The organism is Amycolatopsis plumensis, from assembly GCF_042652605.1.
Taxonomy (GTDB): domain Bacteria; phylum Actinomycetota; class Actinomycetes; order Mycobacteriales; family Pseudonocardiaceae; genus Amycolatopsis; species Amycolatopsis plumensis.
The window spans coordinates 8389925-8415572 of record NZ_JBHSJY010000001.1 but is presented as its reverse complement, the minus strand read 5'-3'; the positions used below and the strand labels follow the sequence as shown (position 1 = coordinate 8415572).

Here is a 25648-nt window from a genome sequence, read left to right as displayed (position 1 = left end):
CACCCGGATGGAGCCATAAAACCCGAATTCGCGCAACGGAACGGGCGAGGTCAATCCGGGAACCCGTGCACCGGCAACACGAGCCGGAAGCAGGCGCCCGCCCCGACCGCGGTCTCGAGTTCGACGTCGCCGCCGTGGGCGCGAGCCAGGGAACGCGCGATGGCCAGGCCCAGCCCGGCGTCGGCGCCGGGCTTGCGGGTCCGGGAGCGGTCGGCCCGGTAGAAGCGGTTGAAGACGCGGCTTGCCTGCTCGGCCGTCATGCCCGGGCCCTCGTCCGCCACTTCGAGCACCGCGCGGCCGGCCACCGTGCCGACGCCGATGCGGACGCCGGTGCCCGGTGGCGTGTGAGCGGCGGCGTTGCCCACCAGGTTGGTGACGACCTGCCGCAGCCGGGCCTCGTCGGCGTCGACCGGGGCCGGGCCGGGTGGCCCGGTGCCGCCCGGCCCGGTCAGGGAGACGGTGCGGGCCGAGTCGAGCGCCCGCAGGTCGTGCCGGGCGTCGCCGGCCAGGGTGCGCAGGTCCATCGGCGCCCGGTCGAGCTGCTCCTCGGGTGCCTCGTCGAGCTGGGCGAGCAGCAGCAGATCCTCGGTCAGCGCGGTGAGCCGGGTCGCTTCGCCGTCGATGCGGCGCATGGCCTCGTCCACATCGGACGGTTCCGGCAGGGCACCCATCCGGTAGAGCTCGGTGGAACCCTTGATGCCGAACAGCGGCGTGCGCAGCTCGTGGCTGACGTCCGAGACGAACGTGCGCATCCGCGCCTCGGACGCGGCCCGGTCGGCGAAGGCCCGTTCCAGCTGGCCGAGCATGGTGTTGAGCGACGCCGCGAGGTGCCCGACCTCCGTGCCGGGCGAGGCGAGGTCCGGGACGCGCCGGGTGAGGTCGCCGCCGGCGATCGCCGCGGCCGTGTGCTCGATCCGGCGCAGCGGACGCAGGCCGCGGCCGAGGGCGAGCCAGCCGGCCGCGGTCAGCACGACGAGGAGCCCGGCGCCGGTGACCAGGCTGCTCGTCCGCAGCTGGGTGATCGTGGCGTCGGCTTCGGCGAGCGGGGCGGCCGAAACGACCGTCCCGCCCCAGCGCACGGCCGGCCGCGCGACGGCCCGCCAGCGCTGCGAGCCGTCGGCGGCGTCCAGGTCGACGGCCGTCCCGTCGGCCGGCACCGTGCGCAGGGCGCCGACCGGCGGCAGCGCCGCACCGTCCACACGCGACGAATGCAGGCCGCCCGCGACCGCGCCGCCGGCGTCGAGGTACACGACGTACGGCGTGCCGAACAGTTCGAGCGCGGGATCGACCAGCTCGGGCCGCACGGCCGGGTTCGCGGCCGGGGGCGGTCCCGCGGCCCGGGAGATGAGCTCGGTCAGCGAACGCAGCTGGCCGTCGAGCCGGTCGAGCTGGAACCGCTCCAGCTGGGCGGAAACGAGGGCGCCGATCAGGGTCAGGCCGGCGAGCAGCAGGCCGGCGGTGAGCAGCAGCAGCCGGGCCCGCAGGGAAAGCCGCCTCACCGGCGGGGCTCGCGCAGCACGTAACCCACGCCGTGCACGGTGTGGATGAGCTTCGGCTCTGCGGTGTCGACCTTGCGCCGGAGGTAGGAGATGTAGGTGTCGACGATGCCGGCGTCGCCGCCGAAGTCCTCGCGCCACACCCGGTCCAGGATCTGCGCCTTCGACACGACCCGCCCGGCGTTCTCCATCAGGTAGCGCAGCAACCGGAACTCCGTGGCGGACAAGCGGATCACCTGCCCCGCGCGCGTCACCTGGTGGCCCTCGGCGTCGAGCGCGAGCGTGCCCACCGTGTACACGGCCGCCGGGTGGCCGGCCGTCCGGCGGAGGATCGCGCGGATCCGCGCGATCAGTTCCGCCAGGTCGAAGGGCTTGGTCACGTAGTCGTCGGCGCCGAGGGACAGGCCGGTGACCTTGTCGGACTGGCGGTCGCGTGCGGTGAGGAACAGGACGGGCACCGGCGCGCCGGAGCCGGGGTGCCGTTCGCGCAGCCGCCGGACCACCTCGAAGCCGTCCATGTCGGGCAGCATGACGTCCAGCAGCACCAGGTCGGGCGGCTCCGCGGTGGCCGCGGCGACGGCTTCCCGCGCGGTCGCCGCCGACGTCACCCGGAAGCCGGCGAATCGCAGCGCGGCGGAGAGCAGCTCCCGGACGGTGGCTTCGTCGTCGACCACGAGCAGCCGGGACGTCATCGCTTCCATGCCCGCGAGGATACGGAGAGCCCGTCGGCGAGCAGGGAGCCCGCGAAGCCCGCCACCGCGCCGCCCGCGAGCCCGGCCATCAGCGCGAGCAGCGGATTCGCCGTCAACCGCGCGGCGAAGACGGGCAACGAGAAGCCGAACGCGCCGACGGTGACGTCAAGGGAGAACCGCGACAGCAGCGTCACGACGGCGAGCACGGCCCCGGTCGCGGGAGCGAACCACCCCGCGCTCGCGACGGCCCGGCGCCAGGGGGTACCGGGCCGGCGGCGCCGGAGCGCGACGCCGAAGGCGAGCAGCAGCACCACCGCCACCCAGGACGCCGGGCCGCCCGGCGGGAGCTGGGGTGCGCAGGGCAGCAGGCCGGTGGTGCCGACCGTCCACGGCACACCCAGCCCCAGCAGCACGACGCCGGACACCAGCTGAGGCAGGAACAGCAGCACCGCCCCGGCCGCGGCCGGGCCGCCGAACGCCCACGCGAGGATCAGGCACAGGGCGGTGCTCCCGCCCGCGAGCCACGCCACCGTGCGCAGGCTCCCGGCGCGGACGGGGAAACGCCGGCCGGCCCAGCACGCTCCGACCACCGCGAGCGTCCCGGCCAGGGCACCCACCACCGTCGGCCCGACCGCGACGGAGAATCCGGCCTCCAGCGCGGCCGGGAGGGGCAGGCGCGGCGAACCGCCGCTCCGGGCGCAGCCGCCGGTGGCGGCCCCCTCCGGCAGCGGCAGCTTTCCCCGTGCGACCGCGGCGAAAGCGCCCACCGCGAGCGGAAGGGCCACGGCTGCCGCGGCGCCGCGGACCAGGAGGCCGTCCGGACGGCCGCGCAGCAGCACCGAGCCCAGCACCACCGCGCCCACCAGGGAAATCCCCAGGGGCAGCACGTAGAGGCCGCCTCGCACGGCGACCGCGAACCCGGCCGCCGGGACGGCGCCGATCTCCGCGGTGCCGCCCGTCGCCAGCGCGACGGCCGCCGCCGTCAGCGCGCCCAAGTCGCCGACACCCACGAGAGCCAGACCGGTGGCGGCGACCACGGTCATGGCGAGCAGCGCGGCGGCCGCCGCCACCAGGCCCCGGGCAGCCTCCCGCATCACACGTCCCGGCGCTGGAAGACCACGAACGCCACGGCCAGCACGGCGGCCACCCCGGCGCACATCCCGGCCAGGTTCAGCCACGGGTGCGGGAAGTCCGGATCGGGCACCGTCTTGAGGACCGCGGACGCGCCGAGCGTCGGCCAGTAGAAGAACAGCCGCTGGAGCCAGGCGGGGAAGAGGGCCGCGAGGGCGGGGACCAGGAAGACGATCCCGACCAGGGTGGCGAGCGCACCCGCGGTGGCGCGCATGAGCGTGCCGAGCCCGGCCGCCAGCAGCGCGATCGCCGCGAGGTAGAGCCCGCCACCCGTCACGGCCGAGAGCACCCCCGGATCGCCGAGACCGGCGTGCGGCACGCCGTGGGCGGCGAGGACGGCCTGTCCGACGAAGAAGGCGGCGAACATCAGCGCCTGGCCCGCCACCACGGCGACCGCCACCGCCACGACCACCTTGGCCGCCAGCAGCCGGTGCCGTCGCGGCGTGGCGATCAGCGACGTCTGCATCAGGCCGGTCGCGTGCTCGGCGGTGACGACCAGGATGCCGAGCACCCCGATGACGAGCTGCGCGACGATGTACGAGGTCAGGCTGCGGTTGGTCGGATCCCAGGGCCCCTCGCCGGGGTAGTCCTTCGCGGCGGCGTTCATGGCGAGCCCGGTGATGCCGAGCCCCACCGCGAACAGGCACGCCAAGGTGTACCAGGTGGAGCGCAGGCTGCGGAACTTGATCCACTCCGCGTGGACGGTCCGGGTGAAGGGCACGCTCACGCGGCGGCCCCCCGGTAGTCGAGGCTGTCGCGGGTCAGCGCCATGAAGGCGTCTTCCAGCGAGACGCGCTGCGGGGTGAGCTCGGCGAGCGCGACGCCGTGGTAGGCCGCGAGCTTCCCGATCTCCGCGCTGGTCATGCCGGACACGACGAGGGCGGCTTCGGCCCCCTCCCGCACCGCGGCCCCGGCGGTGACCAGCAGCCGCGCGAAGGCCGGCTCGGGCGTGCGGACGAGCACGGTGCCTTCGCCGCGCACGAGTTCGCTCACCGGGGTGTCGGCGACGAGCCGTCCCCGGCCGATGACGACCAGGTGGTCGGCGGTCTGGGCCATTTCGCTCATCAGGTGGCTGGACACCAGCACCGCCCGGCCCTCGGCCGCGAGGGAGCGCATGAACTCCCGGATCCAGCGGATCCCCTCGGGATCGAGGCCGTTCACCGGCTCGTCGAAGATCAGCACCCGCGGGTCGCCGAGCAACGCCGCGGCGAGGCCGAGCCGCTGCCGCATCCCGAGCGAGAACCCGCCCGCCCGCTTGCCGGCCACGCCGGTCAGCCCGGTGCGGGCGAGCACCTCGCCGACCCGGCGGCGGGGGAGGCCGTTGCTCACCGCGAGGGCGAGCAGGTGGTCGTGCGCCTTCCGGCCGCCGTGGACGGCACCGGCGTCGAGCAACGCGCCCACCTCGGTCAGCGGCACGGGAAGGTCCTGGTAGCGGCGCCCGCCGATGGTGACCGAGCCCCGCGTCGGCGCGGCGAGGCCCACGATCATCTTCATGGTCGTGGACTTGCCGGCGCCGTTGGGGCCGAGGAACCCGGTCACCTGTCCCGGTTCGACGGTGAACGACAGGTCGTCCACCACGGTCTCGGGCCCGTACCGCTTGGTCAGGCCCCGTATTTCGATCGTCATGCGGCGAGCGTGGCCCGCCCGCCTGGCCGGATCCTGGGAGGTTCTGGGAGAACTCTGAGAGCCGACGGCCCGGAGCGGGGCCCGGCCGGGGACCATTCCGGAAATTGCAACCTGCGTGTCTTCAGCCGGCCTGGGCCGGTGGCATCGACCGGTACTTCTCCAGCACCGCCGGGTCCTGCAGCGACATCCACTTCGTGACTTCCGCGTAGGTGGCGCAGACCGTCTCCGGCCGGGCGCAGACCCCGCCCATGAAGCCTTCCGCGGCCCGGGAGAACGCCCCGCCGGCCCAGTCGTTGAAGTGGTTGCCGATGACGAGCGGTGCGCGGTTGCCGTCGAAGGCCGCGCGGTAGGCGGTGCGGTAGGTCTCGAGGGTGGCCTGGGTGTACTGCTCGGCGTGGGACGGGTCGTTCTTGGCGTGGTTGAACTGGTACCACAGGTTGTAGTCCATCATGATGACCTTCTTGTGCAGCGCCGGCACCTTGACGTACGGCATCCAGAACTCCCAGATGCCGTCGAGCCGGGTGGGCCACTTGACGCCGTCGGAGGGCTGGCTGGAGTCGAAGGTGTAGCCCGCGTCGCGCATGGCCGGGAACGCCTCGGCCCAGTTGCCTTCGAGGCACGGGGTCCGGCCGCCGGTGACGTCGTGGGCGGACAGGTGCAGGCCCAGGTGGTCGCGGGCGTCGTCGACGAACCGGCTGAACTGGCCGATTTCGTCGGCCCAGCCCTTCGCGGTCCAGCGGCCGACGCTCGGCTCCGCGCCGGTGCAGAAGTGGCCGTTGTAGTGGGTGCCGATCTGGTGCCCCGCGGCGACGGCGGTGTTGAGGTCCTGGACGCGGGTGGCGACTTCCGCGGCACTGCCGCCGAAGCCGATCGAGGCCGCGCCCGGTTTGTGGCCGGGCCCGGTGTAGTGCGGCCGCTGCTCGTCGGTCAGCAGGTAGATGCCGGAGAGGAAGCCGCTGAAGTGCGCGTTGACGGACTTGGCGAGGGCGAGGTAGCGGCTCCAGTGCTCGTGGGAGCCGGCGCCGTCGAAGGAGAAGAGCACGAACTGCGGCGGCTTTTCGCCCGGGCGCAGCGGGCGCATCCATTCCGCGTCCTTGACGACCGGCGGGGCGGTGGTCGAGGCGGTGGCAGGCGGACCGCCGTCCGGTGGGCCGGGCCGGGTCTGGCCACGGCCGGGGGTCAGGATCAGGACGCCGGTCAGCACGAGGGCGAGGGCGACGGTGAACCAGGTGCCCGGCCAGCGCACCCATCGGGATGAACGGGACCTCATGGTAGTGCCTCCCCCTGCTACGTACCGTCACAGAGAAAGACGGGGGAGGGGCGATCCGGGTGCATTCGGGGTGAGATGCGTAACCCACACGCAACTTCCCCGGCACCCGGCAAGGAACGTCCCCGTCCGCGGCCGCGGACGGGGACGTCAGGGAGAACGGGCGTCAGCGGCTGCCGCGCAGGGTGGTCCGCCCGGCGTAGCGCGCCTCGGCGCCGAGTTCCTCTTCGATGCGGATGAGCTGGTTGTACTTCGCGGTGCGGTCCGAGCGGGACAGCGACCCCGTCTTGATCTGGCCGCAGCCGGTCGCGACGGCGAGGTCGGCGATCGTGGTGTCCTCGGTTTCCCCGGACCGGTGGGACATCACGACCGAGTAGCCCGCCTTGTGCGCGGTGTCGACCGTCGTGAGGGTCTCGGTGAGGGTGCCGATCTGGTTGACCTTGACCAGGATCGAGTTGGCGATCCCGCGTTCGATGCCGTCCCGCAGCAGCGTGACGTTGGTGCAGAAGACGTCGTCGCCGACGAGCTGGACCCGGTCGCCGATGCGGTCGGCGAGCTGCTTCCATCCGTCGAAGTCGTCCTGGGCGAGACCGTCCTCGATGGACACGATCGGGAACCGGCGGGTCAGCTCGTCGAGGTAGGCCACGTGCTCTTCGACGCTGCGCTTGCGGCCTTCGCCGGTGTAGTCGTAGACGCCGTCGGTGTAGAACTCCGACGCGGCCGGGTCGAGCAGCAGCGCGATGTCCTCGCCCGGGGTGTAGCCGGTCTCCTCGATCGCGCGGACCACGAACTCGAGCGCTTCGTCGGCCGAAGCGAGGTTCGGCGCGAACCCGCCCTCGTCGCCGACGTTGGTGCTGTGCCCGGCTTTCCGCAGCGCGGCACGCAGGGTGTGGAAGACCTCGGAGCCCATCCGCACGGCCTCGGCGAAGGTCTCGGCGCCCAGCGGGCCGATCATGAACTCCTGGAAGTCGATCGGGTTGTCGGCGTGCGCGCCGCCGTTGACGATGTTCATCATCGGCATCGGCAGCTGGTGGGCGAACACCCCGCCGACGTAGCGGTAGAGCGGCAGGGTGTTCGCCGCGGCGGCGGCCTTGGCGACGGCGAGGGAGATGCCCAGCGTCGCGTTGGCGCCAACGCGCGCCTTGTTCGCGGTGCCGTCCACGGCGATCAGGGCGGCATCGACCTCGGCCTGCGCTTCGGCGGCGAGCCCGACGACCGCGTCGGCGAGCTCGGAGTTGACCGCGGCGACCGCCTTGCGTACGCCCTTACCGTGGTACCGCGACGCGTCCCCGTCCCGCAGCTCGACCGCTTCCCGCGTCCCGGTCGAGGCGCCCGACGGAACGGCCGCCCGGCCGAGCGAACCGTCCTCGAGCAGCACGTCGACTTCGACGGTCGGGTTCCCCCGGCTGTCGAGCACCTCACGACCACGAACACGGGCGATTGCCGTCATCTGGGCTCCTCGAAGCTCGTCCCCGGCGCGCCGGCGGCGGGTGCCGCGGCGCCGTTTCCGGGGGCAGGCTAGCAGGATTTTCTGAATCGATCACGTGCCGTGGGCGGCGAGCACCGCCGCGAGGCCCTCCCGCAGGTCCTCGACGAAATATCCGGGCATTTCCAGCGACGGGAAGTGTCCCCCGCGCTCGGGCGAGTTCCACCGGACGATCCGCCGGTACCGCTCCTGCGCCCAGGCGCGCGGATACTTCTCGATGTCGCGGGGGTAGGTCGTGATGGCCGCCGGGACGTCGACCCGGAGCTCGGGGTCCAGTGCGTTGTGGCTCTCGTGGTAGATGCGGGCCGCCGACGCACCCGTGCGCGTCAGCCAATACAGGGTGACGTCGTCCAGGACCGTGTCGAGGGGGATCGTCTCGAACGGGCTGTCGTCGGTGTCGGACCACTCGGCGAACTTGTCGAGGATCCAGGCGAGCAGGCCGACCGGCGAGTCGACGAGCGAGTAGCCGATGGTCTGGGGCCGGGTGGCCTGCTGCTTCGCGTAGGCCGCGCGGTGGTGCCAGAAGTGGTGGGTTTCCTCCGTCCACCGGCGTTCCTCCGCCGTCAGCCCGTCCGTGGTCATCCCGGGCGGCCCCGCGGCGAACGTCGAGTGGATGCCGAGGACGTGCGCCGGGAACCGGCCGGCGAGCACCGTGGTGATGTTGCCGCCCCAGTCGCCGCCGTGGGCGACGAACTCGGGGTAGCCCAGCCGGCCCATCAGTTCCACCCAGGCGGCCGCGATCTTTTCGGTGCCCCAGCCGGTGGTGGCCGGCCGGTCGCTGTAGCCGAAGCCCGGCAGCGAGGGAACGACGACGTGGAACGCCGGCGCGTCCGCGTCGCCCGGCTCGGCCAGCTCGTCCACCACGCCGGTGAACTCGGCGATGCTGCCCGGCCAGCCGTGCGTGAGGACGAGCGGCGTGGCGTCCGCGCGCGGGGACCGGCGGTGCAGGAAGTGGATGCCCAGCCCGTCGATGGTCGTGCGGAACTGGCCGATCCGGTCGAGGCGGTCTTCGAACGCCCGCCAGTCGTACGCGGTGCGCCAGTGGTCCACGACCTCGACCAGGTCGGCGAGCGGAACGCCCTGGTCCCAGCGGTCCCGGCCGGCCGCGGCGGGGCGCACCGTCTCGGCTTCCGGCAGCCTCGCCGCGGCCAGCCGCGCGCGCAGGTCGTCGAGGTCGGCGTCCGTTGCGTGCGCATGGAATGCCTGGACATCGCTGGTCGGGTGGGACATGAGACCTCCTCGGTCGTCGGAGAACCGGCTAAGACGGTTCTAACAGGGCCCGCGCCCGGCCGCAACCGGCTAAGGTGGTTCCATGCGTGCAGGGTTCCCCGACTTCCGCCTCGGTTCCGTGCTGGCGACCAGCTTCACGGCGACGTTGACCGAGCGTCGTGGCGACGCGGTGGAGCGCATCCCGACACCGCAGCGGCTCGTCGACTGGCTGGCCGTGAGCGGCCTGGCCGTCGAGTCCTGCACGACCGCCCAGCTCGACCTCGCCCGGCAGCTGAGGGAGTCGATCCACGCGGCCGCGACGGCGGCCGCGGTCCAGGAGCCCCTGCCCGAGGCCGCGGTCCGGGTCATCAACGAGCGCAGCGCGCAGGGGCGCGCCGCGGCCGTCCTGACGCCCGACGGCAAGCGGCGGTGGCGGCTCAGTTCGCCTTCCGGCGTGGAAGACGCTCTCGGCGTGATCGCCGCCGACGCGATCAGCATCATCGCGGGCGAGCGAGACGGGAAGCTGGCGCTGTGCGCGTCGCCGACCTGCCGGGCCGCGTTCTTCGACACGAGCCAGAGCCGCACCCGCCGGTGGTGCGACATGAACACGTGCGGGAACCGGCAGAAGAAAGCGCGGTTCAACGCCAAGAAACCCGGCTCGGCGGAGTGATCACCGCGGGCCGTCCGCTTCGCCGGCTCGCCCATATCGATTCGTGTGGCACAGGTCACACGCGTTCGGCGTAAGAGGCTGCGCCGATTTCGCGATAGACCCGCAGATTCGCAGGAAAGCGCTTCGATGAAACATTTGATGCGACAAAAGTAATCGGTGGGGGAGATGGCGGAGACGGCTGAGATATCCGAGCGCATGGGTGCGGAACCGGTCGTTCACGACCGAGTCCGGCGGCTGTACCTGGGCGGCCTCGCCGTGGCGCTCGTGCTGCTCGCGTTCGCGGTGCGGTGGTCACTGATCCGGTACGACACTACCGATTACCGCTATTTCCTCCGCCCTTGGTACGAATTCATTGGTCAGCACGGCGGTTTCCGCGCGTTACGGGAGGATTTCACCGATTACAACGTCCCGTACCGTTATCTGCTGGTGGTGCTGCACTACCTGCCGCTGCCGCCTCAGGGCGGCATCAAGGCGCTGTCGGTGTTGTTCGACGCGGTCGCCGCGTATTTCACCTACCGGATCGTCGCACTGAAGTACCCGTCGCGCTGGACGCCGGCGGTGGCCGCGTTCGTGGTGTTCATGCTGCCGACCGTGGTGCTCAACGGCGCCATGTGGGCGCAGTGCGATTCGATCTACGCCTCGTTCGTGCTCGGCGGGGTGTACCACCTCATCCGGAGGCAGCCGTGGTGGGCGTGCGCCTTCATCGGGCTCGCGCTGTCCTTCAAGCTGCAGGCGATCTTCATCCTGCCGTTGCTGCTGGCGATGGTCCTGCTCGGCCGGGTGCCCTGGCGCGCCCTGCTGGTCATCCCCGCGGTCTACCTGGCCCTCGACCTCCCGGCGATCCTGCTCGGCGCGGACCCGATCCGCTTGCTGACCATCTACCCGCGTCAGTCCGGCCTCTACCCCGAGATGACGCTCAACGCGCCGTCGGTCTGGCAGTTCTTCCGCGGCGTTCGCGACACCAATGTCATGCACAACGCCGGGGTCCTGGTCACCGTGCTGCTCGTCCTGACGCTCTGCCTGCTGCTCCTGCTCGCCCGGGCCGAACTGACGACCCCGCGGATCCTGCTGGTGGGCACGGTTTCCGTCATCCTGGTGCCCTACGTGCTGCCTTCGATGCACGAGCGGTACTTCTACCTCGCCGACCTGCTCACTGTCGTCCTGGCCTTCCACCTGCCCCGGCGCCTGTGGTACGTGCCCATCGGCGTGCAGTTCGTTTCCCTCCTCAGCTCCATCCCGGGGATCTTCGGAACGCCGGGCGGCGAACGCGCCGTCGGCCCGGTCGACTTCCGCGTCCTCGCGGCGCTCGAGCTGGCCATGCTCATCGCCGTGAGCTACCACGCCATCCTGGAATTCCGCCGCCCGGCGCGAGCGGGCGGCCCGCTTCAGCCAGCTGTCTGACGTTTCGGGCCTGCTCGAAACGTTCGCGGGCCCGTTGACGGTGATCAAGTACCGCTGGCAACGTCGCGCACGGCGAGAAGCGCGCACCCGGCTGGGGAAGGCGAGGGGTGGGGCACTTCCGGCTTCGGGCTGAACTTTTCTGGGGAAGGCGGACGCCCGCATGACCAACCACAGTGGACCGACGTGCCCGGCCCGCCGCGGGCCCGGGCGCGCCGGTGACCGTCGGCGAACCCTCCTCCCGCTCCGCTTCGGCGGAGGCGCGGGCTGACGCCTTCGCGTCGTCCGACAGCTATTACACGCCGGCCCGAGCCGGCCGCGGCGGTGCCGCCGGTCCTCGGCATGCCCGCGTGCCCGCCACCCGATCTCGAAGGGCAGGGGATTGCTCGAAGCCACCGTCCTCGGCCCCGTCGGGGCGACGGTCCACGGGACACCGGTGCCGATCAAGGGACGGCTGGGGCGCACGGTGCTCGCCGCGCTGGCGCTCGCCTGCCGCCAGCCGGTTTCGGTGGAGCGGCTGATCGATGCGCTGTGGGGCGAGCGGCCGCCGGCCACCGCGCGGACCCAGGTGCACATCCAGGTCTCCAAGCTGCGTGCCTCGCTCGACCGGGCGGGCGCCGGCGGGGCCGTGGTCACCGTGCCGAGCGGGTACCTGCTGGACTGCGTCGTCGACGTCGACGAGGTGCGGCGGCTGCTGCTGACCGCGCGGGCGGCCGGGGACCCCGCGGACACCGCCGCCCTGCTGCGGTCCGCGCTCGACCGGTGGGCCGGGACGCCGCTGGGCGGGGTCACCCCGCACCTGGCCGGCGCGGAGCTGCTCCGGCTGGACGAGCTGCGGATGTGCCTGGCCGAGGAGTGGATCGACGCCGAGATCGCGTGTGGGCGGGCGGCGCGGCTGCTGCCCGAGCTGAGCGCGCTGGTGCAGGCGCACCCCCTGCGCGAGGGCCTGCACCACCGGCGGATGCTGGCGCTGCACCGCGCCGGACGGCGGGCCGACGCCCTGGCCGCGTTCCACGAGGCCCGGCGCGTGCTGCGGGACGAGCTCGGCGTGGACCCGTCCCGGGAGCTGCTCGCGCTGGAGGCGGAAATCCTCGCCGTCGGGACGCCGCCCGCGGCGACCGTGGTGCCCGCCCAGCTGCCGCCCCGGACCTCCGGGTTCGCCGGGCGCGAAGCGGAGTCGGCCGCGATCAGGGCCGCGGTGGTGCGCCGGGCCGACGCGCCCCCGCTGGTGCTGGTCACCGGGATGCCCGGGATCGGCAAGACGGCGCTGGCCGTGCACGCGGCCGCGGCCGCGGTGCACGCCTATCCCGACGGGCAGCTCTACGCGGACCTGCGCGGTGCCGACGCCCGGCCGGCCGCTCCGCACGACGTCCTCGCCGGCTTCCTGCGCGCGCTGGGCGTGCCGGCGTGGTCGATGCCGGCCACCGTCGAGGACCGCACGGCCGAGTTCCGCAGCCGCACGGCGGGCAAGCGGGTGCTCGTGTTGCTGGACAACGCCGCCACCGCCCGGCAGATCGAGCCGCTCCTGGCCGCCGATCCGGGCTGCGCCACGATCGTGACGAGCAGGTCCGTGCTGCCCGAGGTCGAGCCGGTGGTCCGGGTGCCGCTCGCGCCGCTGTGCGACGAGGTGGCCGGGACGGTGCTGGCGAACGTGGCGGGCGCGGCCCGGCTGGCCGAAGGCGACGGCACGATCGCCGCGGTGATCGAGGCGTGCGGGGGCGTGCCGCTCGCGTTGCGGATCGCCGGGGCGCAGCTCGCCGCGTACCCGAAGCTCAGCGTGGCGGAGCTGGCCGCGCGGCTGTCCGACGAGTCGCGGCGGATGCGGGAGCTGGTGGCCGGGCAGCGCAGCGTGCGCGACAGCCTCGACGCCAGTTTCCGGCTGCTGGACCGCGACGCGCGCGCCGCGATGCTCGCGCTGGCGGCGATCGGGGCGCCGACGTTCACCGGCTGGCCGCTCGCGCCCGTGCTCGGCGTGCCGCTGCACCGCACCGGCGAGGTGCTGGCGCACCTGTGCGCGATGAACCTGCTCGACCAGGCAGGCCCGGGGCGCGACGGCGTGCCCCGCTACCGGATGCACGACCTCGTGCGGGCCTACTGCCGCACGGTCGGCCCGGCACTCGACCCGGGCGCCCTGGACCGGCTGACCGGGTGGGCGGTCGCGCTGGCCCGGCACGCCTACGCGGGCATCCTGGGCACGCCGGTCGGGTACGCGGTGCTCGCCGAGACGGCCGCGCCGCTCGGCCCCGACGTGGCGGAGCAGGTGGTGCGGGAGCCGCTGTGGTGGGTGGCCGCGGACGCCGACGTCCTGCTCGCCGTGTTCGCACTGGCCGTGCGCGGCGGCCTGCCCCGTCGCGCGGCGGCGCTGCTGCTGGTCCTGCGGGCGCCGCTCGTGCGGCTCGAGCTCTACGACCACGGCGCCCGGGCGGCCGCGCGGCTGCGGCCCGTCGCCGGCGCGGACCCGGTGGTGCGGGTGACCGCGGCGCTGGTCACGGCGACGGCCCGGATGCACCGGAGCCGGTACGCCGACGTGATCGCCATCCTCGGTGAGGCGCCGGTGCGGGACGTCGACCCCGCGCTGCGGGCGGAGGTGCTGACCAGTCTGGGCTACGCGTACGAGCGCTGCGGCGACTGGCACCGGGCGGTCACCGCGGTGGGCGAGGCGGTCGTGTGCTTCCGGAAGTCCGGCAACCGGGCGGGGGAGTCGGGCTGCCACGGCACGCTCGCCGCCCTGTACCGCGACCACCTCGGCGACCTCGGCGCGGCGCGGGCGCACGGCAAGAAGGCCCTGCGGCTGGCCGACGCCGCCGGCGAGTGGAAGACCTGCGCCCAGGTGCGGCTCGTGGTCGTGCGCACCGCACTGGCCTGCGGTGACACGGCGGCCGCGGTCCGCCTCGCCGGGCAGGCCCGCGCCCTGGCCGAGCGGAACGGCGACCTGATCGGCCAGACCTGGTGCCTCACCGCCGAAGCCGACGCCCTCCGCGCGCACGGCGACCTGTCCGCCGCCCGGAGATTCGCGGACCGCGCGCTGGGCCTGGCCCGCCGCACCCGCCGTCCGGACGCCGAGTCGGCCGCCCTGCTCGCCCTGGCCTCGATCGAGCTGGCCGCCGGCGACCGGGCCGCGGCCCGCCGCATCGCCCGCGCGGCTCTGCTCTTGCAGGACCGGTTCGACAGCCCGGTCGAGCGGGTGGGGGTGGAGCGGGTGCTGGCGGAGATCGAGTGCCAGTTGCCGTCGGGGGCGGGGCGGTGAGGGCTGCGCCGGTTGCGCTGGTGTCGAGTTGGTGGCCGCCTTGCCCGCGCGGCCCAGCTGCAGCAGGGCGAGTCGGGGGTGGAGCGGGATATTGGCGGAGATCGGACCGTCAGCTGCCCTCCGGCGCCGGCCGGTGCGGGACCGCGCCGGCCACGCTGGCGAGGTCGATGTAGCCGAGCTGGCGGGAATCCTCGCTGTGACCGGTGTTGTCGCCCACGACCACCACCCGGCCGGCCGGGACGACCCGGTGGCCGGTCTCCAGCCAGGCGGGGACCGGGTCACCGGCGACCGCGACGATCCGCTTGATGCGCCACGCGACGTCGGAAGAAGCCGACCGGGGCCGGAAGACGATCACGTCGCCGGCGCGGTACACCCGCCGGCGGGTTGCGACCACGCGCTCGCCGTCGTGGAACGTGGGGGACATGCTGTGCCCCCAAACGCGGGCGACCACGTACCGGCGGCGCAGCACGACCAGCGCCGTCAGCGCCACGACCACCACCACCAGGATGGCGACCATCACGCCTCCACCATCGCGTATCCCTTGGCCTGCAACGAGAACAGCCGGGCGTACTCGCCGCCGGCGGTGAGCAGCTCGTCGTGCGTGCCTTGCTCGACCACCCGGCCGCCGCCGAGCACGACGATCCGGTCCGCGCCGCGCAGGGCGGACAGGCGGTGCGAAATCAGCACGCTCGTCCGGCCGGCGCGGTGGGCGCGCAGGGCCTCGTGCGTGCGGGTCTCGGCGTCGGCGTCCATGCCCGAGCTGGGTTCGTCGAGGATGAGCAGGTCGGCCTCGGCCCGCATCAGGGACCGGGCCAGCGCCACCCGCTGCCACTGGCCACCGGACAGCGCCGCCCCGGCCTTGTCGTCGACGTCCAGGAACGCCCGGGACAGCAGGGTTTCGTAGCCGCGCGGCAAGGCCGACAGCGCGGGGTCGATTTCGGCCAGGCGGGCCGCCGCGCGGATGCGGTCGAGATCGCCGAGGCGGGCGACGTCGCCGATGCCGATGTTGTCGGCCGCGGTCAGATCGTAGCTGGTGAAATCCTGGAACGTGGCGCCGAGGCGCGCCCGCAGCGAGGCGGGGTCGTAGCCGCGGATGTCCACGCCGTCCCAGAGAATCCGGCCGCGATCGGGGTCGTAGAAGCGGCACAGCAGCTTCACCAGCGTCGACTTGCCCGCGCCGTTCACCCCGACCAGCCCGACCGCCGCGCCCTGGGGGAGCACCAGGTCGACCCCGCGCAGCACCCACGGGCCGGTTTCGTCGTACCGGAACCACACGTCCCGCAGTTCGATGCCGGTGGTCAGCGGCGGCACGGGAGCGGTCCCGGACACCAGGTCGGGCCCGGTCGTGACGACGTCGAGGTAGTGCTCGAACACCCCGAGCGAGCCGCCGGCCCGGCCGAGCTGGTTCAGCAGCGTGCTCACCGGCGACTGGATCCCGGCCACCGCGGCGGTGAAGAGGGTGACGTCGCCGATGGACAGCGAGCCCCGGGCGGCGCCGGTCGCGGCGACCACGAGCGCGATCCCGGCCACCACCGCCGAGACGACCGCGGCGGCGATCCCGGCGACGGCGATCCGGCGCTGCATCGCGCATTCGCTCGCGGTCGCCGTGCGGACCGCGGTCACCATCCGCGAGCGGAACAGGTCCGCGAGGCCGAACAGCCGGATCTCCTTGGCCGCCCGGATGTCCGAGCACAGCGAGCGGAACAGGAACCGCTGGCGCTGGGTGGCCATCATCGCCTCGGTCTCCCGCGTGCGCAGGCGGGACAGCGTCAGCTGGGAGATCGCCGTCGCCGCCAGTGACGCGGCCAGCAGCCCGGCCATCGGCGGCCACACGAGCACCACCGCGCCGCCGAAGCCGAGCACGGCGATCAGGGTGCGCACCGCGTCGACGGTCAGCCCCAGCACCGCGGGCGCGGCCTCCTGCGCGCCCTGCTCGGCCAGCCGCACCCGGTCGAGGAACGCCGGGTCTTCGAGCCGGCGCAATCCCGGCAGCGCGCCGACCGCGCCGACCAGGCGGTCCTCGGCCTCGATCGCGGACTTGGCCCGCACGAGCGCGGTGCAGTAGGAGGCGACGGCGGTGATCGCGGCGGTGACGGCGAGCCCGGCCGCCGAGCCGATGGCCAGCAGCACGATCCGCCCGGTGTCCCGGCCGGCGGCCAGCTCGTCGAACAGCAGCTTCCCCAGCCAGGCCGAGGCCGCGGGCACGGCCGAGGCGAGCACCGCCAGCGCGACCGCGCCGGCGGTGGCCACCCGGGACGCGCGCCAGGCGATGGCGAACGCGGGACCCGCCGCGCGCACGAGGTTCATCAGACGTGCTGCGGACGCACGGCGTCGAGGTCGTGGCCGGCGGCGGCGATCCGCCGGTCCCGCACGCGGACCAGGGTCGGGGTCACGTCACCGGCGTTGAACGCGGCCGACGCCGGGCTGCGGTCGCCGACGAAGGCCACGCGCACCGCGGGCCCGAGCCCGGCCGCGTACTCGACGGCCTTGGCCCGGTCCCCGCCGTCGATCACGAACGCGATGGTCGGCTCGGTGAGCTTCCCGGCGATCCGACGGCACGGCCCGCAGGTGGGCGACAGGAACGCGACGAGCGCGTCGTCCAGGTCGCGATCGGTGACGGTCACGCCGTCGGTGTCGGTGACTTCGAACGTCCCGATCTCGGTGCCCACGGCGGGTAGGTCGGGGGTCACCGGCCGGCGCTGCTCGTTCAGCAGCCGGATGATCGCCGAGGACAGCAGGAGGTTGAGCACCGTCAGCACGGCCAGCACCGCGACCACGGCCACCAGGAACGACATGGGATACCTCTTTCAGCGGTTGGCGGGGTCCGCCTTGCCGACCAGGCCGGCCAGGCTGTCGGAGTTGATCGCGACGACGGCGGCGAACGCGCCGACGAGCGCGGCGGCCGCGACACCGTCGAACCCGGGTGCGGGGCTCAGCGGAACGGCGAGCGCGCCGGCGGCCACCCCGGCGAGCAGCCCGTTGCGGACGAGGTGGGCCCGGCCGAGCACCGCCCCGGAGCGGCCGAAGCAGCGGCAGGTGACGCGGCGGCCCAGCCGCAGGGAACGGACGATCGCGGCGCAGAACACGAGCAGAACCACCGCGCCCAGCCCGAGACCGAGCCGGGAGGTGGCGGGGAAGGCGACGAGGACGGCGGTGGCCAGCTCGACGACGGCGGTCCCGGCGGCGACCGGCAGCCAGCCGACCGGCGACCGGCCGAGCGGCGCGAGCGAATCGGCGAACTCCGTCAGCCGCCTCCGGCCGGCGAGCTTGCCGACGGCCGCGACCGCGAACACCAGCCCGACGAGGACACGGGCGGCGAGCACGAACTGAGCGCCGAGCATCGGTGCACCCCCTCTGGCGAGCCTTTCCCGCCGCGACGGGCGCGGCGGGAAAGGCGTGGACACCGGTTACTTGCAGTTGCCGTAGCAGTCGTAGTGGAGCGTCTTGCAGACCTGGCCGTGCTCGGGGATGCAAGCGCCGGCCTTGACCTCGCGCAGGAACAGCCCCAGCAGCCGGTCACCCAGGGCGTTGATCATGCGAGCCATGATCACTCCTCTCATCAGCGGGAATCGACGGGAAGATCGTGACGCAGGCTCGCTATCCGTTCGCTATCGAGGAATCCGCCGTTGCGGTACGCCGGATGGCGGTACCCCACGGGAACCGGAAGTTCGCCGCGAAAACCCGGGCCACGCCGTACCGACCGGATGGTATGTTGGCCCGCGTGATCGAAGCGGCGCGCCGGACCTGGCGAATTCTCGAGCCCTACCACGGCATGATCTACTTCGCCCCGGAAGCCGCGGCCGCCTACGCGGAACTCGGGCTCACCGGCCGCGCCGGCTATTTCGCTTCGAGGTCGGCGGCGCTCGGTGCGGTCCCGGCCCCGGTCGTCATCGCGACCTTCTACAACTTCAACCCGGCTCTCGTCCGGGAATCGATCGCCGCGGCCTGGTCCGTCACCGACCCGGCCGCCGTCCTGGCCGCGCGGTTCGCCGCGGCCGATCAGGCGTTGCGCGGCGTCCTGGGCGACGCGGTCACCGCGCCGGAAACACGCCGGGCCGCCGCGCTCCTGCGCGAAGCCGCGGAGGCGGCCATCGGTGACGTCACCGGTCGTCCCCTCTTCGCCGCCCACGCGGCGCTGCCGTGGCCCACCGAGCCGCACCTGGTGCTGTGGCACGCGCAGACCCTGCTCCGGGAGTACCGCGGCGACGCGCACGTCGCGGCCCTGCTGACGGCCGGGCTGAGCGGCATCGAAGCCCTGATCACCCACGCCGCTTCCGGCGCGGTCCCCGCGGAAACCCTGCGCACCTCCCGGTCGTGGTCCGAAGAGGACTGGAACCGGGCCGTCGCCGGCCTGCGCGAGCGGGACTGGCTCACCGATGCCACCGAACCGGCGTTCACGCCCGCGGGTGCGGCCCGCCGCGCGGAAATCGAGAAGGTGACCGACGAGCACAGCGTGACTCCCTACGCGCACATCGGCGAGGCCGCTTGCACCGAACTGCAAACCCTGGTGCGGCCGTTCAGCCGGGCGCTCGGGGAGAAGTTCATGCCCTGGGCGCTGACGAGGCAGTAGGCCGCCGGGAAACCTGAAAGTTTCACCGGGCGAAAACCGTTGCACCACACCTGAACACGGCATCGGCCGCCGGGCGCTTCCCCCGGTTGACAGTGCGCTCCCGCCGGTTCCAGCATCGCTCTCCTGAGCGCCGGCCGCACCGGGAGGAGTTCCGTGATGGTGAGAAGGGTCGTGGTGGCCGTGGCCGCCGCGCTGCTCGTGCTCGGTTCGGCAGCGGTGGCCGCCGGGGCACCGCTGCAGCCGGCCGCCTCGACGGCCGGCTGTGGCAAGGCGCCGACGTTGACCAGCGGCACCCGGACGATCCAGACGAGCGGGAAGAGCCGCAACTACATCCTGCGGATCCCCGACGGCTACGACCGGAACCACCCGTACCGGCTGATCTTCGGCTTCCACTGGCTGGGCGGCACGGCCACCGACGTCGACACGGGCCGGACCGTGCAGACCGGGGCCTGGGCGTACTACGGCCTGCAGCGGCTCGCCAACAACAGTGCCATCTTCGTGGCCCCGCAAGGGTTCAACAACGGCTGGGCCAATTCCGGCGGCGAGGACGTGACCTTCACCGACGACATCATCCGGCAGGTCGAGGGCGACCTCTGCGTCGACACGACCCAGCTGTTCTCCGTGGGCTTCAGCTACGGCGCCGCCATGAGTTACTCGCTCGCGTGTTCGCGGGCGACGGTGTTCCGCGCGGTGGCGGTGCAGTCCGGTGGGGTGCTCAGCGGGTGCAGCGGGGGCACGCAACCCATCGCCTACCTCGGCGTGCACGGCCTGCGGGACAACGTCCTGAACATCGCGGGCGGCCGGTCGATGCGGGACCGGTTCGTGCGCAACAACGGCTGCACCGCCCAGAATCCGCCCGAGCCGGCGCAGGGCAGCCTGACGCACCGGGTCACGAGCTATGCGGGCTGCCGGGCCGGGTACCCGGTGCAATGGGCCGCCTTCGACGAGGGCCACATCGCCGCCCCGCAGGACGGCGCGACCGGTGACAGCGGTTCCCGGACCTGGGTGCCGGCGTTGGTGTGGCAGTTCTTCTCGCAGTTCGGCACGACCACGCCGCCGCCCGACGACCCGCCGCCGGCCACCGGCGCCTGCCGGGTCGCGGCCACGGTCAGCGCGTGGAACACCGGCCTGACCGAAAGCATCACCATCACGAACACCGGTTCGGCCGCGATCAGCGGCTGGTCGCTCGGGTTCACCCTGCCCGACGGGCAGACCATCACCTCCGGCTGGAGTGCCGCGTACGCGCCGTCGTCGGGGCAGGTGACCGCCACCAACGTCGCCTACAACGGCGAGCTCGCCGTCGGCGCGTCCACCACCATCGGCTTCCAGGCCAACCACACCGGGAACCCGGCTCCGGCCACCGCGTTCACCCTCAACGGCGCGGCCTGCACCACCGGCTGACCCGTGGTGGGGTCACGTCGTCGTGGCGCGCGGGCGTGACCCCAGGTCGGTGTAGGCGAGGTCCTTGCCCTTCCGTTCCCAGACCACGTCGGCGCAGTCCAGGCCTTCGGCGGACAGCTGCCGCTTGAGGACCTTGAACGTCGAGGTCCGCGGGAGTTCCCGGACCGTCCGGACGTACCGGGGCACCTGTTTGGGCCCGAGATCGGGCTGGTCGGCCAGGAACCGGCCGAAGCCGGCGGGGTCCAGTGGCGTGCCGCCGGTGACGACGGCGGCCATCACCTGGTCCCCGGTCACCGGGTCGGGCACCGCGTAGACGGCGGCGTCGGTGATCGCCGGGTGCCGCAGCAGGATGCGCTCGATCGGGGCCGTGCCGAGGTTTTCCCCGTCGACGCGCAGCCAGTCGCCGAGCCGGCCGGCGAAGTAGCAGAAGCCGTCGGCGTCGGCGTAGGCGAGGTCGCCGGTGTGGAACCGGCCGCCACGCACCCGTTCGGCGTCGGCGGCGGGATCGCGGTAGTAGCCGGCGAACCAGCCGGCCCCCGCGGTGTTGACCAGCTCGCCGACGGCCTCGCCGGCGTTGAGCAGGTGGCCGTCGGCGTCGAACTCGGCCGGGGGACACGGGAGTCCGGTGTCCGGGTGCAGGATGGCCACGTCGCCGGCCGGGCGGCCCAGTGAGCCGGGTGGGGTGTCGTCGGTGCGGGCGAACCCCACCCCGCCCTCGGTGGAGCCGAACGCGTCGACGACCTTGCAGCCGAAGCGCTTCTCGAACGCGGCCAGGTCGGCGCTCGCCCCTTCGTTGCCGTAGACCAGGCGCAGCGGGTTGTCCGCGTCGTCCGGACGTGGCGGCGTCGCGACCACATAGGACAGCGGTTTGCCGACGTAGCCGGCATAGGTCGCGCCGAACTTCCGCACGTCGGGCAGGAAACCGGAGGCCGAGAACCGGCGGCGCAGCGCGATGCTCGCGCCCGCCGCGAGCCCGACCGCCCAGCCGGCCATGATGGCGTTGGAGTGGAACATCGGCATCGTCACGTACACGGTGTCCGATGCGGACAGGCCGAAGCGCTCGGCGAGCATCGCGCCGGGGAACGCGATCTTGCCGTGCGTGCAGCGCACGGCCTTCGGGTCGCCGCTGGTGCCGGAGGTGAAGATCAGCATCAACAGGTCGTCGGCGGAGGCGGGGACCGGGTCGATCGGGTCGGCGGACGGCGCCCAGGACTCCAGCTCCCGCACGGCGATCCCGCCGAGGTCCAGGCCGGCCAGCAGGGGCCGGTACTTCCGCTCGGCGAGCACGAACTGGCAGTCGGCGAGCCGGACGTCCCGCGCGAGGGCGGCACCGCGCCGGGTGGGGTTGAGCCCGACCAGGACCGCCCCGGCGAACGCGCAGGCTCCCAGGAGGAGGGAGAACGCGGGCACGTTGTCGGCCAGGATGCCGACGTGCGGCGGTTCGCCCGGGCGCAACGCCGCGCGGAGGCCGCCCGCCCAGCGCGCGGACGCCCGGACGTGCTCGGCCCACGACCACGTTTCGTCCTCGAACCGCAGGCCCGGACGCTCGTCGCCGGCGCGGGCCAGCAGCAGCTCGGTCACCGTCGGGACGCTCATCCGCGCACCTCCCGGCCTCGGTGGTCAGAATTGAAACACGTTCTACTTCTAGCACGGCGACGGCCGCGGGTCCACCGCCCGGTGATCGGCGGAACACCGGCGTCCTCCCGCGGGTTGAGGGTGGCATGACGCAACTCGTGGACCGCACGATCACCGCCCTCCGTTCCGAGCACGACACGCTCGCCGGCCTCGTCCGCGGCCTCACCGACGACCAGCTCGCCGCACCCAGCGGCGCGGCGGAGTGGACCGTCGCCCAGGTCCTCTCCCACCTCGGCAGCGGTGCCGAGATCGGCCGCGCACCCATCGCGCGCGCCACCGGCGAGACCGTGGCGGCCGAAGAGAACCAGGCGATCTGGGCTCGCTGGGACGCCGCCACTCCGCGGGCGCAGGCCGAAGGCTTCCTGGAGTACAACGGCCGCTGGCTCGAGACCGTCGAGGCGCTCACGCCCGAGCAGCGTGCGTCGCTGACCGTCGACCTCGGTTTCCTGCCGGAGCCGGTGCCGCTGGTGACCGCCGTGGGCATGCGGCTGAGCGAGGTGGCCAACCACTCGTGGGACGTGCGGGTCGCGTTCGACTCCGGTGCCGGCGTCGACGCGGACTCGGCCGCGGTGTTGGTCGAGCTCTTGACCGGCCCTGTCGGGTTCATGCTGAGCTTCCTCGCGAAGCCGGCCGAGCTCGCGGACCCGGTGTCCGTCGCGGTTCCCGGTGCCGGGCTGGTGATCGACGACGCGGTCACCGTGGTGGACCACCTCGAGGCGCCGTCCGCGACGTTCACCGGGCCGGCGGAGGCCTTCATCCGGCTGGTCAGCGGCCGGCTGAAGGCGCCGTACGACAAGGACGTGACGGTCGAAGGCAGCGTCACGCTCGACGACCTGCGCCGCGTGTTCCCCGGCTTCTGAGTCAGCTCCGGATGCAGTGAATGACTCATTCCTGGCGTCAGACGCCAGGAATGAGTCATTCAAGACGGCCGCCCCCGCTGCTGGTCAGGGCTTCCGGCGGTGCAGGGCGGGGCCGAGGGCCCGTTGGGCGGTGAACAGGACGATCCCGCCGAGCGCGCACCCGGCCGCGAGGCCGGGTGCGCCGCTCTGTTCGAGCAGGGCGGTTCCGGCCAGCGGACCGAGGACCGCGCCGACGCTCCAGGTGGCCGAGGCCAGGCCCAGGTACCCGCCGCGCACCTCCGCCGGGGCAAGGGCGGCGAAGGTGTCGCCGAACCGGACGGCGATCCCGATCTGGCCGAGCGTCCAGAGCAGGACCGAACCGGCGAAGGCCGCGGTGCCGTGACTCAGGGCGCCGAGCCCGGCGCCGAGCCCGACGAGCAGCATCGAGACAGCCGACACAGTGGGGCCGTGGCGACCGGCGAGCAGCCGGACGGCCAGGGGCTGGAGGGCCACGACGGCGATCCCGTTCAGGGCCAGGACTCCGCCGTAGGCCGCCGGGCCGAGACCGCCGGCCGTCATCAGCAGGGGCAACGTCGTGAACGTCTGCAGGAACAGCGTGAAGTAGGCGGCGTGCAGCGCCAGCATCGCGAGCATCAACCGGTCGCGCCGCACGACGGGCAGCAGTGCCTGCCGGGTCCGCACCGTCCCCGCCGGGCGGGTTTCCGGTACCTGGAGCCAGACGAGCAGTGCTGCGGCCAGCGACGCCGCCACGTTGATCCAGAACAGCAGCCCGTAGCCGTACCGGGCGAGGAACCCGGCGGTGACCGTGGCGACCGAGAAGCCGAGGTTCGCCGCCCAGTAGAGCACGCCGAACGCGCGGATCCGTTGTCGCGCCGGCAGATCGGCCACCGCGGCCGACCCGGCCGGGCGGAACAGCTCGAGCGTGAGCCCGGCGGCGACGGCGGCCACCCAGATCCCGGGCAGCGAATCCGCCGAGCCGAGCGCGACGAGCGCCGCGGCCGACCCCAGGAACCCGGCCAGCATGGTGTTGCGCCTGCCGATCCGGTCGCCGAGCCAGCCGCCGAGCACCTGCGAGCCGACGTCGCCGAGGCCGACCGCGGCGACCACCCCGCCCGCCGTCGCCGGGGAAAGGTGCTGCGCCTGGGTCAGGTACAGCACCAGGAACGACCGCACCACGCCACCCGCACGGCCGACGAAGTGCGTGGCCGCCAGGGCCCGGACGAGCCGGGAGGTCGTGGCGGGCGGAGCCGAAGTCGTCGTCATGGCACTGACGTTAGGGCGGCAAAAGCATCGCGAAAAGCGATGAATTCCGATCGAACCGATCGCCAATGGCTATGTTAGGGAGCATGGCCGACTTCGAACTGCGTCACCTGAGGACCATGGCCGCCATCGCCGAGGAAGGCACGTTCGGGCAGGCGGCGGCCCGGCTGGGCTACACGCAGTCCTCGGTGAGCCAGCAGATCGCCGCGCTGGAGAAAGCCGTCGGCGGCGCGGTGTTCGACCGGCCCGGCGGCCCGCGGCCGGTCCGGATCACGCGGCTGGGCGAAGTGGTCCTGACGCACGGCCGTGAGCTGCTGGCGAAGGGCGCGGCGCTGACCGACGCCGTGGACCGGTTCCGGGCGGGGCACGGCCGCATCGACATCGGCACCTTCCAGAGCGTGTCGAACCTGATCCTGCCCGCGGTGATCCGCCGGCTGCTGGACGAAGACCCCGGCTGCGACATCAGGCTGTCCGACGTGGCGCCGGAAGACCCTCGCGTCGGCGAGTTCGACCTGCTGTTCCACGACGGCCCGGTGGAGGGCGAAGTCGAGCACGTCAACCTGTTCGACGAGCCGTACCTCCTGGTGACGGCCGCCGGCGCGGTGCCGGACGGTCCCGTGCGGGTGAAGGCGCTCGACGACGTGCCGATGGTCGCCTGGCCGCCCACGTACCACCAGCGCTGGCTGGAGCGGACGTTCGCCCGCGCCGGCGCGCAGCCGCGGTTCGTCTTCCGCACGACGGGCCACGAAACCATCCTGTCGATGGTGCGGGCTGGCATCGGCTGGGCGGTGCTGCCGTGGCTCGCGCTGCACGGCCAGGACGCCTGGTCCGACGACCGGCTGAGCATCCGCCCGCTGAAGCCGGCGCCGGTTCCCGAGCTGGCGCTGTACTGGCCGGCCGGGCGCACGGAGTCGCCGCTCGCGATCCGGACCCGGGAGATCGCCGTCGAGGTCGCGCGGGACCTCGCCCGGCGGATGTGATCGTCAGAGATGGATCTACGCGCGGCGGCGTCGGTCAGCCGGACGACCGGCCGGTGCGGGCCATGGCTCCCGTGATCAGCAGGGTCAGCCCCTGCTGGAGCGCGGGCGCCAGGTCGAGGTGGAGCGCGGCCAGCGCCGGATCGGCTTCGTAAGCCGCGAGGGCGCTGGGGGCCGGGCGGCAGTGCGTCCACAGGCCGCCGGTCAGGATCATGGCGAGCAGGCACACCGACACCGCTTCGCCGCCGACCTCGGGGACGGACCGGCGGAGCAGGTCGGCCATCGTGTCCAGCCCGCCGAGCGCGGACCGCTTGAACCGCACCACCACGTCGGTGGACACGTTGTGCTCCAGCACGCCCGCCTGCGCGCCGATGAGGTCGCACAACACCGTCCGGCGGGCCAGCGAGTGGGCGACCACCGCCGCGAACGCCTCCGCCCGCTCGGGTGCCGGGCGGTCCGGGTCGACGCCCTCGGCCACTTCGCCGGCCACCTCGGCCAGCCAGTCGCGCAGGGCGCGGTCCAGCAGTTCGAGCAGCACGGCCTCGCGGGACTCGAAGTAGCGCAGGACGTTCGACTTGGCCAGGCCGACCCGGCGGCTGAGCTCGTTGAGGCTGACCTCGGCCACCGGCATCTCGTCGAGCATCTTCAGCGCCGTGTCGAGGATCGTGCGGCGCCGCTCCTCCCGCTGCTCCGCGCTGCGCGCCCGCTGGAACGTCATGAGAC

General features: G+C 73.4%; 23 protein-coding genes. 7 read left to right on the top strand and 16 right to left on the bottom strand.

Annotated features, from left to right (window positions below; translation table 11 throughout):
• Nucleotides 1–50 precede the first annotated feature (50 nt).
• The 8 genes from ACFPLC_RS40450 to ACFPLC_RS40415 all read right to left on the bottom strand — a co-directional run bounded on the left by ACFPLC_RS40450 (nt 51) and on the right by ACFPLC_RS40415 (nt 8928).
• Nucleotides 51–1499, bottom strand: coding sequence for a sensor histidine kinase (locus ACFPLC_RS40450; RefSeq protein WP_378189399.1), 1449 nt, complete (start codon nt 1497–1499; stop codon nt 51–53).
• Nucleotides 1496–2188 (bottom strand): response regulator transcription factor, encoded by a 693-nt coding sequence (locus ACFPLC_RS40445; RefSeq protein WP_378189611.1) that lies wholly within the window; start codon nt 2186–2188, stop codon nt 1496–1498. Before ACFPLC_RS40445 ends, ACFPLC_RS40450 begins: the two co-directional genes overlap by 4 nt.
• Nucleotides 2185–3282: a streptophobe family protein gene (locus ACFPLC_RS40440; protein WP_378236102.1), complete on the bottom strand. Its 1098-nt coding sequence runs from the start codon at nt 3280–3282 to the stop codon at nt 2185–2187. The genes ACFPLC_RS40445 and ACFPLC_RS40440 overlap by 4 nt, the downstream gene beginning before the upstream one ends.
• Nucleotides 3282–4046, bottom strand: coding sequence for an ABC transporter permease (locus ACFPLC_RS40435; RefSeq protein WP_378189403.1), 765 nt, complete (start codon nt 4044–4046; stop codon nt 3282–3284). Before ACFPLC_RS40435 ends, ACFPLC_RS40440 begins: the two co-directional genes overlap by 1 nt.
• Complete coding sequence (locus ACFPLC_RS40430; RefSeq protein ID WP_378189405.1) at nt 4043–4945, bottom strand: ABC transporter ATP-binding protein; 903 nt, start codon at nt 4943–4945, stop codon at nt 4043–4045. Before ACFPLC_RS40430 ends, ACFPLC_RS40435 begins: the two co-directional genes overlap by 4 nt.
• 121 nt (nt 4946–5066) lie before the next feature.
• On the bottom strand, nt 5067–6215 hold the full coding sequence (locus ACFPLC_RS40425) for a polysaccharide deacetylase family protein (protein WP_378189407.1): 1149 nt from the start codon (nt 6213–6215) through the stop codon (nt 5067–5069).
• A gap of 163 nt (nt 6216–6378) precedes the next feature.
• Nucleotides 6379–7662 (bottom strand): phosphopyruvate hydratase, encoded by a 1284-nt coding sequence (gene eno / locus ACFPLC_RS40420; protein WP_378189409.1) that lies wholly within the window; start codon nt 7660–7662, stop codon nt 6379–6381.
• A gap of 90 nt (nt 7663–7752) precedes the next feature.
• Nucleotides 7753–8928, bottom strand: coding sequence for an epoxide hydrolase family protein (locus tag ACFPLC_RS40415; protein WP_378189411.1), 1176 nt, complete (start codon nt 8926–8928; stop codon nt 7753–7755).
• Nucleotides 8929–9010: 82 nt separating this feature from the next.
• Between ACFPLC_RS40415 and ACFPLC_RS40410 the strand changes: the two genes are divergently transcribed.
• From ACFPLC_RS40410 to ACFPLC_RS40400, 3 genes are all read left to right on the top strand, one after another.
• Nucleotides 9011–9577, top strand: a complete 567-nt coding sequence (locus ACFPLC_RS40410) for a CGNR zinc finger domain-containing protein (protein ID WP_378236101.1) — start codon at nt 9011–9013, stop codon at nt 9575–9577.
• A 165-nt stretch (nt 9578–9742) separates the two neighbouring features.
• Nucleotides 9743–10978 (top strand): hypothetical protein, encoded by a 1236-nt coding sequence (locus tag ACFPLC_RS40405; RefSeq protein WP_378189415.1) that lies wholly within the window; start codon nt 9743–9745, stop codon nt 10976–10978.
• A 379-nt stretch (nt 10979–11357) separates the two neighbouring features.
• Nucleotides 11358–14222, top strand: a complete 2865-nt coding sequence (locus ACFPLC_RS40400) for an AfsR/SARP family transcriptional regulator (protein ID WP_378189417.1) — start codon at nt 11358–11360, stop codon at nt 14220–14222.
• A 109-nt stretch (nt 14223–14331) separates the two neighbouring features.
• On the opposite strand, the gene ACFPLC_RS40395 is transcribed toward ACFPLC_RS40400, so the two are convergent.
• The 5 genes from ACFPLC_RS40395 to ACFPLC_RS40375 form a co-directional block, all read right to left on the bottom strand.
• The gene (locus tag ACFPLC_RS40395; RefSeq protein WP_378189613.1) at nt 14332–14739 is read right to left on the bottom strand and encodes a S26 family signal peptidase; all 408 of its coding nucleotides are present in this window, start codon (nt 14737–14739) and stop codon (nt 14332–14334) included.
• Complete coding sequence (locus ACFPLC_RS40390) at nt 14739–16529, bottom strand: ABC transporter ATP-binding protein (RefSeq protein ID WP_378236100.1); 1791 nt, start codon at nt 16527–16529, stop codon at nt 14739–14741. The genes ACFPLC_RS40395 and ACFPLC_RS40390 overlap by 1 nt, the downstream gene beginning before the upstream one ends.
• Entirely contained in the window at nt 16529–17017 is a 489-nt protein-coding gene (locus tag ACFPLC_RS40385; RefSeq protein ID WP_191307999.1) for a TlpA family protein disulfide reductase, read from the bottom strand. The genes ACFPLC_RS40390 and ACFPLC_RS40385 overlap by 1 nt, the downstream gene beginning before the upstream one ends.
• A gap of 12 nt (nt 17018–17029) precedes the next feature.
• Nucleotides 17030–17563, bottom strand: coding sequence for a MauE/DoxX family redox-associated membrane protein (locus ACFPLC_RS40380; protein ID WP_378189421.1), 534 nt, complete (start codon nt 17561–17563; stop codon nt 17030–17032).
• Nucleotides 17564–17629: 66 nt separating this feature from the next.
• A complete protein-coding gene (locus ACFPLC_RS40375) occupies nt 17630–17767 on the bottom strand; it encodes a hypothetical protein (RefSeq protein ID WP_191308504.1) in 138 nt (45 codons plus the stop codon).
• A 176-nt stretch (nt 17768–17943) separates the two neighbouring features.
• On the opposite strand from ACFPLC_RS40375, the gene ACFPLC_RS40370 reads away from it, so the two are divergent.
• Both ACFPLC_RS40370 and ACFPLC_RS40365 read left to right on the top strand, forming a co-directional pair.
• A complete protein-coding gene (locus tag ACFPLC_RS40370; protein WP_378189423.1) occupies nt 17944–18792 on the top strand; it encodes an SCO6745 family protein in 849 nt (282 codons plus the stop codon).
• A gap of 156 nt (nt 18793–18948) precedes the next feature.
• Nucleotides 18949–20193 (top strand): CE1 family esterase, encoded by a 1245-nt coding sequence (locus ACFPLC_RS40365; RefSeq protein ID WP_378189425.1) that lies wholly within the window; start codon nt 18949–18951, stop codon nt 20191–20193.
• A gap of 12 nt (nt 20194–20205) precedes the next feature.
• Here ACFPLC_RS40365 and ACFPLC_RS40360 read toward each other — a convergent pair whose 3' ends face one another.
• Nucleotides 20206–21789 (bottom strand): long-chain-fatty-acid--CoA ligase, encoded by a 1584-nt coding sequence (locus ACFPLC_RS40360; protein ID WP_378189427.1) that lies wholly within the window; start codon nt 21787–21789, stop codon nt 20206–20208.
• Nucleotides 21790–21914: 125 nt separating this feature from the next.
• Between ACFPLC_RS40360 and ACFPLC_RS40355 the strand changes: the two genes are divergently transcribed.
• Nucleotides 21915–22688, top strand: a complete 774-nt coding sequence (locus tag ACFPLC_RS40355; RefSeq protein ID WP_378189429.1) for a maleylpyruvate isomerase family mycothiol-dependent enzyme — start codon at nt 21915–21917, stop codon at nt 22686–22688.
• Between the two features lie 84 nt (nt 22689–22772).
• Here the strand turns inward: ACFPLC_RS40355 and ACFPLC_RS40350 are convergent, their stop codons facing one another.
• A complete protein-coding gene (locus ACFPLC_RS40350) occupies nt 22773–23951 on the bottom strand; it encodes an MFS transporter (protein ID WP_378189431.1) in 1179 nt (392 codons plus the stop codon).
• 83 nt (nt 23952–24034) lie between these two features.
• On the opposite strand from ACFPLC_RS40350, the gene ACFPLC_RS40345 reads away from it, so the two are divergent.
• Nucleotides 24035–24928 carry a LysR family transcriptional regulator gene (locus tag ACFPLC_RS40345; protein ID WP_378189433.1) on the top strand — a complete coding sequence of 298 codons (894 nt, stop codon included), beginning with the start codon at nt 24035–24037 and terminating at the stop codon, nt 24926–24928.
• A 34-nt stretch (nt 24929–24962) separates the two neighbouring features.
• On the opposite strand, the gene ACFPLC_RS40340 is transcribed toward ACFPLC_RS40345, so the two are convergent.
• Entirely contained in the window at nt 24963–25643 is a 681-nt protein-coding gene (locus ACFPLC_RS40340) for a TetR/AcrR family transcriptional regulator (RefSeq protein ID WP_378189435.1), read from the bottom strand.
• Between the last annotated feature and the right edge of the window lie 5 nt (nt 25644–25648).

What these genes read in the sequence shown, in the direction of transcription:
- ACFPLC_RS40410 (WP_378236101.1), top strand. Translation starts at nt 9,011, where the DNA reads ATGCGTGCAGGGTTCCCCGACTTCCGCCTCGGTTCCGTGCTGGCGACC.
- ACFPLC_RS40425 (WP_378189407.1), bottom strand. Translation starts at nt 6,215, where the DNA reads ATGAGGTCCCGTTCATCCCGATGGGTGCGCTGGCCGGGCACCTGGTTC.
- ACFPLC_RS40405 (WP_378189415.1), top strand. Translation starts at nt 9,743, where the DNA reads ATGGCGGAGACGGCTGAGATATCCGAGCGCATGGGTGCGGAACCGGTC.
- ACFPLC_RS40395 (WP_378189613.1), bottom strand. Translation starts at nt 14,739, where the DNA reads ATGGTCGCCATCCTGGTGGTGGTGGTCGTGGCGCTGACGGCGCTGGTC.
- eno (WP_378189409.1), bottom strand. Translation starts at nt 7,662, where the DNA reads ATGACGGCAATCGCCCGTGTTCGTGGTCGTGAGGTGCTCGACAGCCGG.
- ACFPLC_RS40360 (WP_378189427.1), bottom strand. Translation starts at nt 21,789, where the DNA reads ATGAGCGTCCCGACGGTGACCGAGCTGCTGCTGGCCCGCGCCGGCGAC.
- ACFPLC_RS40375 (WP_191308504.1), bottom strand. Translation starts at nt 17,767, where the DNA reads ATGGCTCGCATGATCAACGCCCTGGGTGACCGGCTGCTGGGGCTGTTC.
- ACFPLC_RS40430 (WP_378189405.1), bottom strand. Translation starts at nt 4,945, where the DNA reads ATGACGATCGAAATACGGGGCCTGACCAAGCGGTACGGGCCCGAGACC.
- ACFPLC_RS40445 (WP_378189611.1), bottom strand. Translation starts at nt 2,188, where the DNA reads ATGACGTCCCGGCTGCTCGTGGTCGACGACGAAGCCACCGTCCGGGAG.
- ACFPLC_RS40415 (WP_378189411.1), bottom strand. Translation starts at nt 8,928, where the DNA reads ATGTCCCACCCGACCAGCGATGTCCAGGCATTCCATGCGCACGCAACG.
- ACFPLC_RS40345 (WP_378189433.1), top strand. Translation starts at nt 24,035, where the DNA reads ATGGCCGACTTCGAACTGCGTCACCTGAGGACCATGGCCGCCATCGCC.
- ACFPLC_RS40365 (WP_378189425.1), top strand. Translation starts at nt 18,949, where the DNA reads ATGGTGAGAAGGGTCGTGGTGGCCGTGGCCGCCGCGCTGCTCGTGCTC.
- ACFPLC_RS40385 (WP_191307999.1), bottom strand. Translation starts at nt 17,017, where the DNA reads ATGTCGTTCCTGGTGGCCGTGGTCGCGGTGCTGGCCGTGCTGACGGTG.
- ACFPLC_RS40390 (WP_378236100.1), bottom strand. Translation starts at nt 16,529, where the DNA reads ATGAACCTCGTGCGCGCGGCGGGTCCCGCGTTCGCCATCGCCTGGCGC.
- ACFPLC_RS40350 (WP_378189431.1), bottom strand. Translation starts at nt 23,951, where the DNA reads ATGACGACGACTTCGGCTCCGCCCGCCACGACCTCCCGGCTCGTCCGG.
- ACFPLC_RS40355 (WP_378189429.1), top strand. Translation starts at nt 21,915, where the DNA reads ATGACGCAACTCGTGGACCGCACGATCACCGCCCTCCGTTCCGAGCAC.
- ACFPLC_RS40340 (WP_378189435.1), bottom strand. Translation starts at nt 25,643, where the DNA reads ATGACGTTCCAGCGGGCGCGCAGCGCGGAGCAGCGGGAGGAGCGGCGC.
- ACFPLC_RS40440 (WP_378236102.1), bottom strand. Translation starts at nt 3,282, where the DNA reads ATGCGGGAGGCTGCCCGGGGCCTGGTGGCGGCGGCCGCCGCGCTGCTC.
- ACFPLC_RS40380 (WP_378189421.1), bottom strand. Translation starts at nt 17,563, where the DNA reads ATGCTCGGCGCTCAGTTCGTGCTCGCCGCCCGTGTCCTCGTCGGGCTG.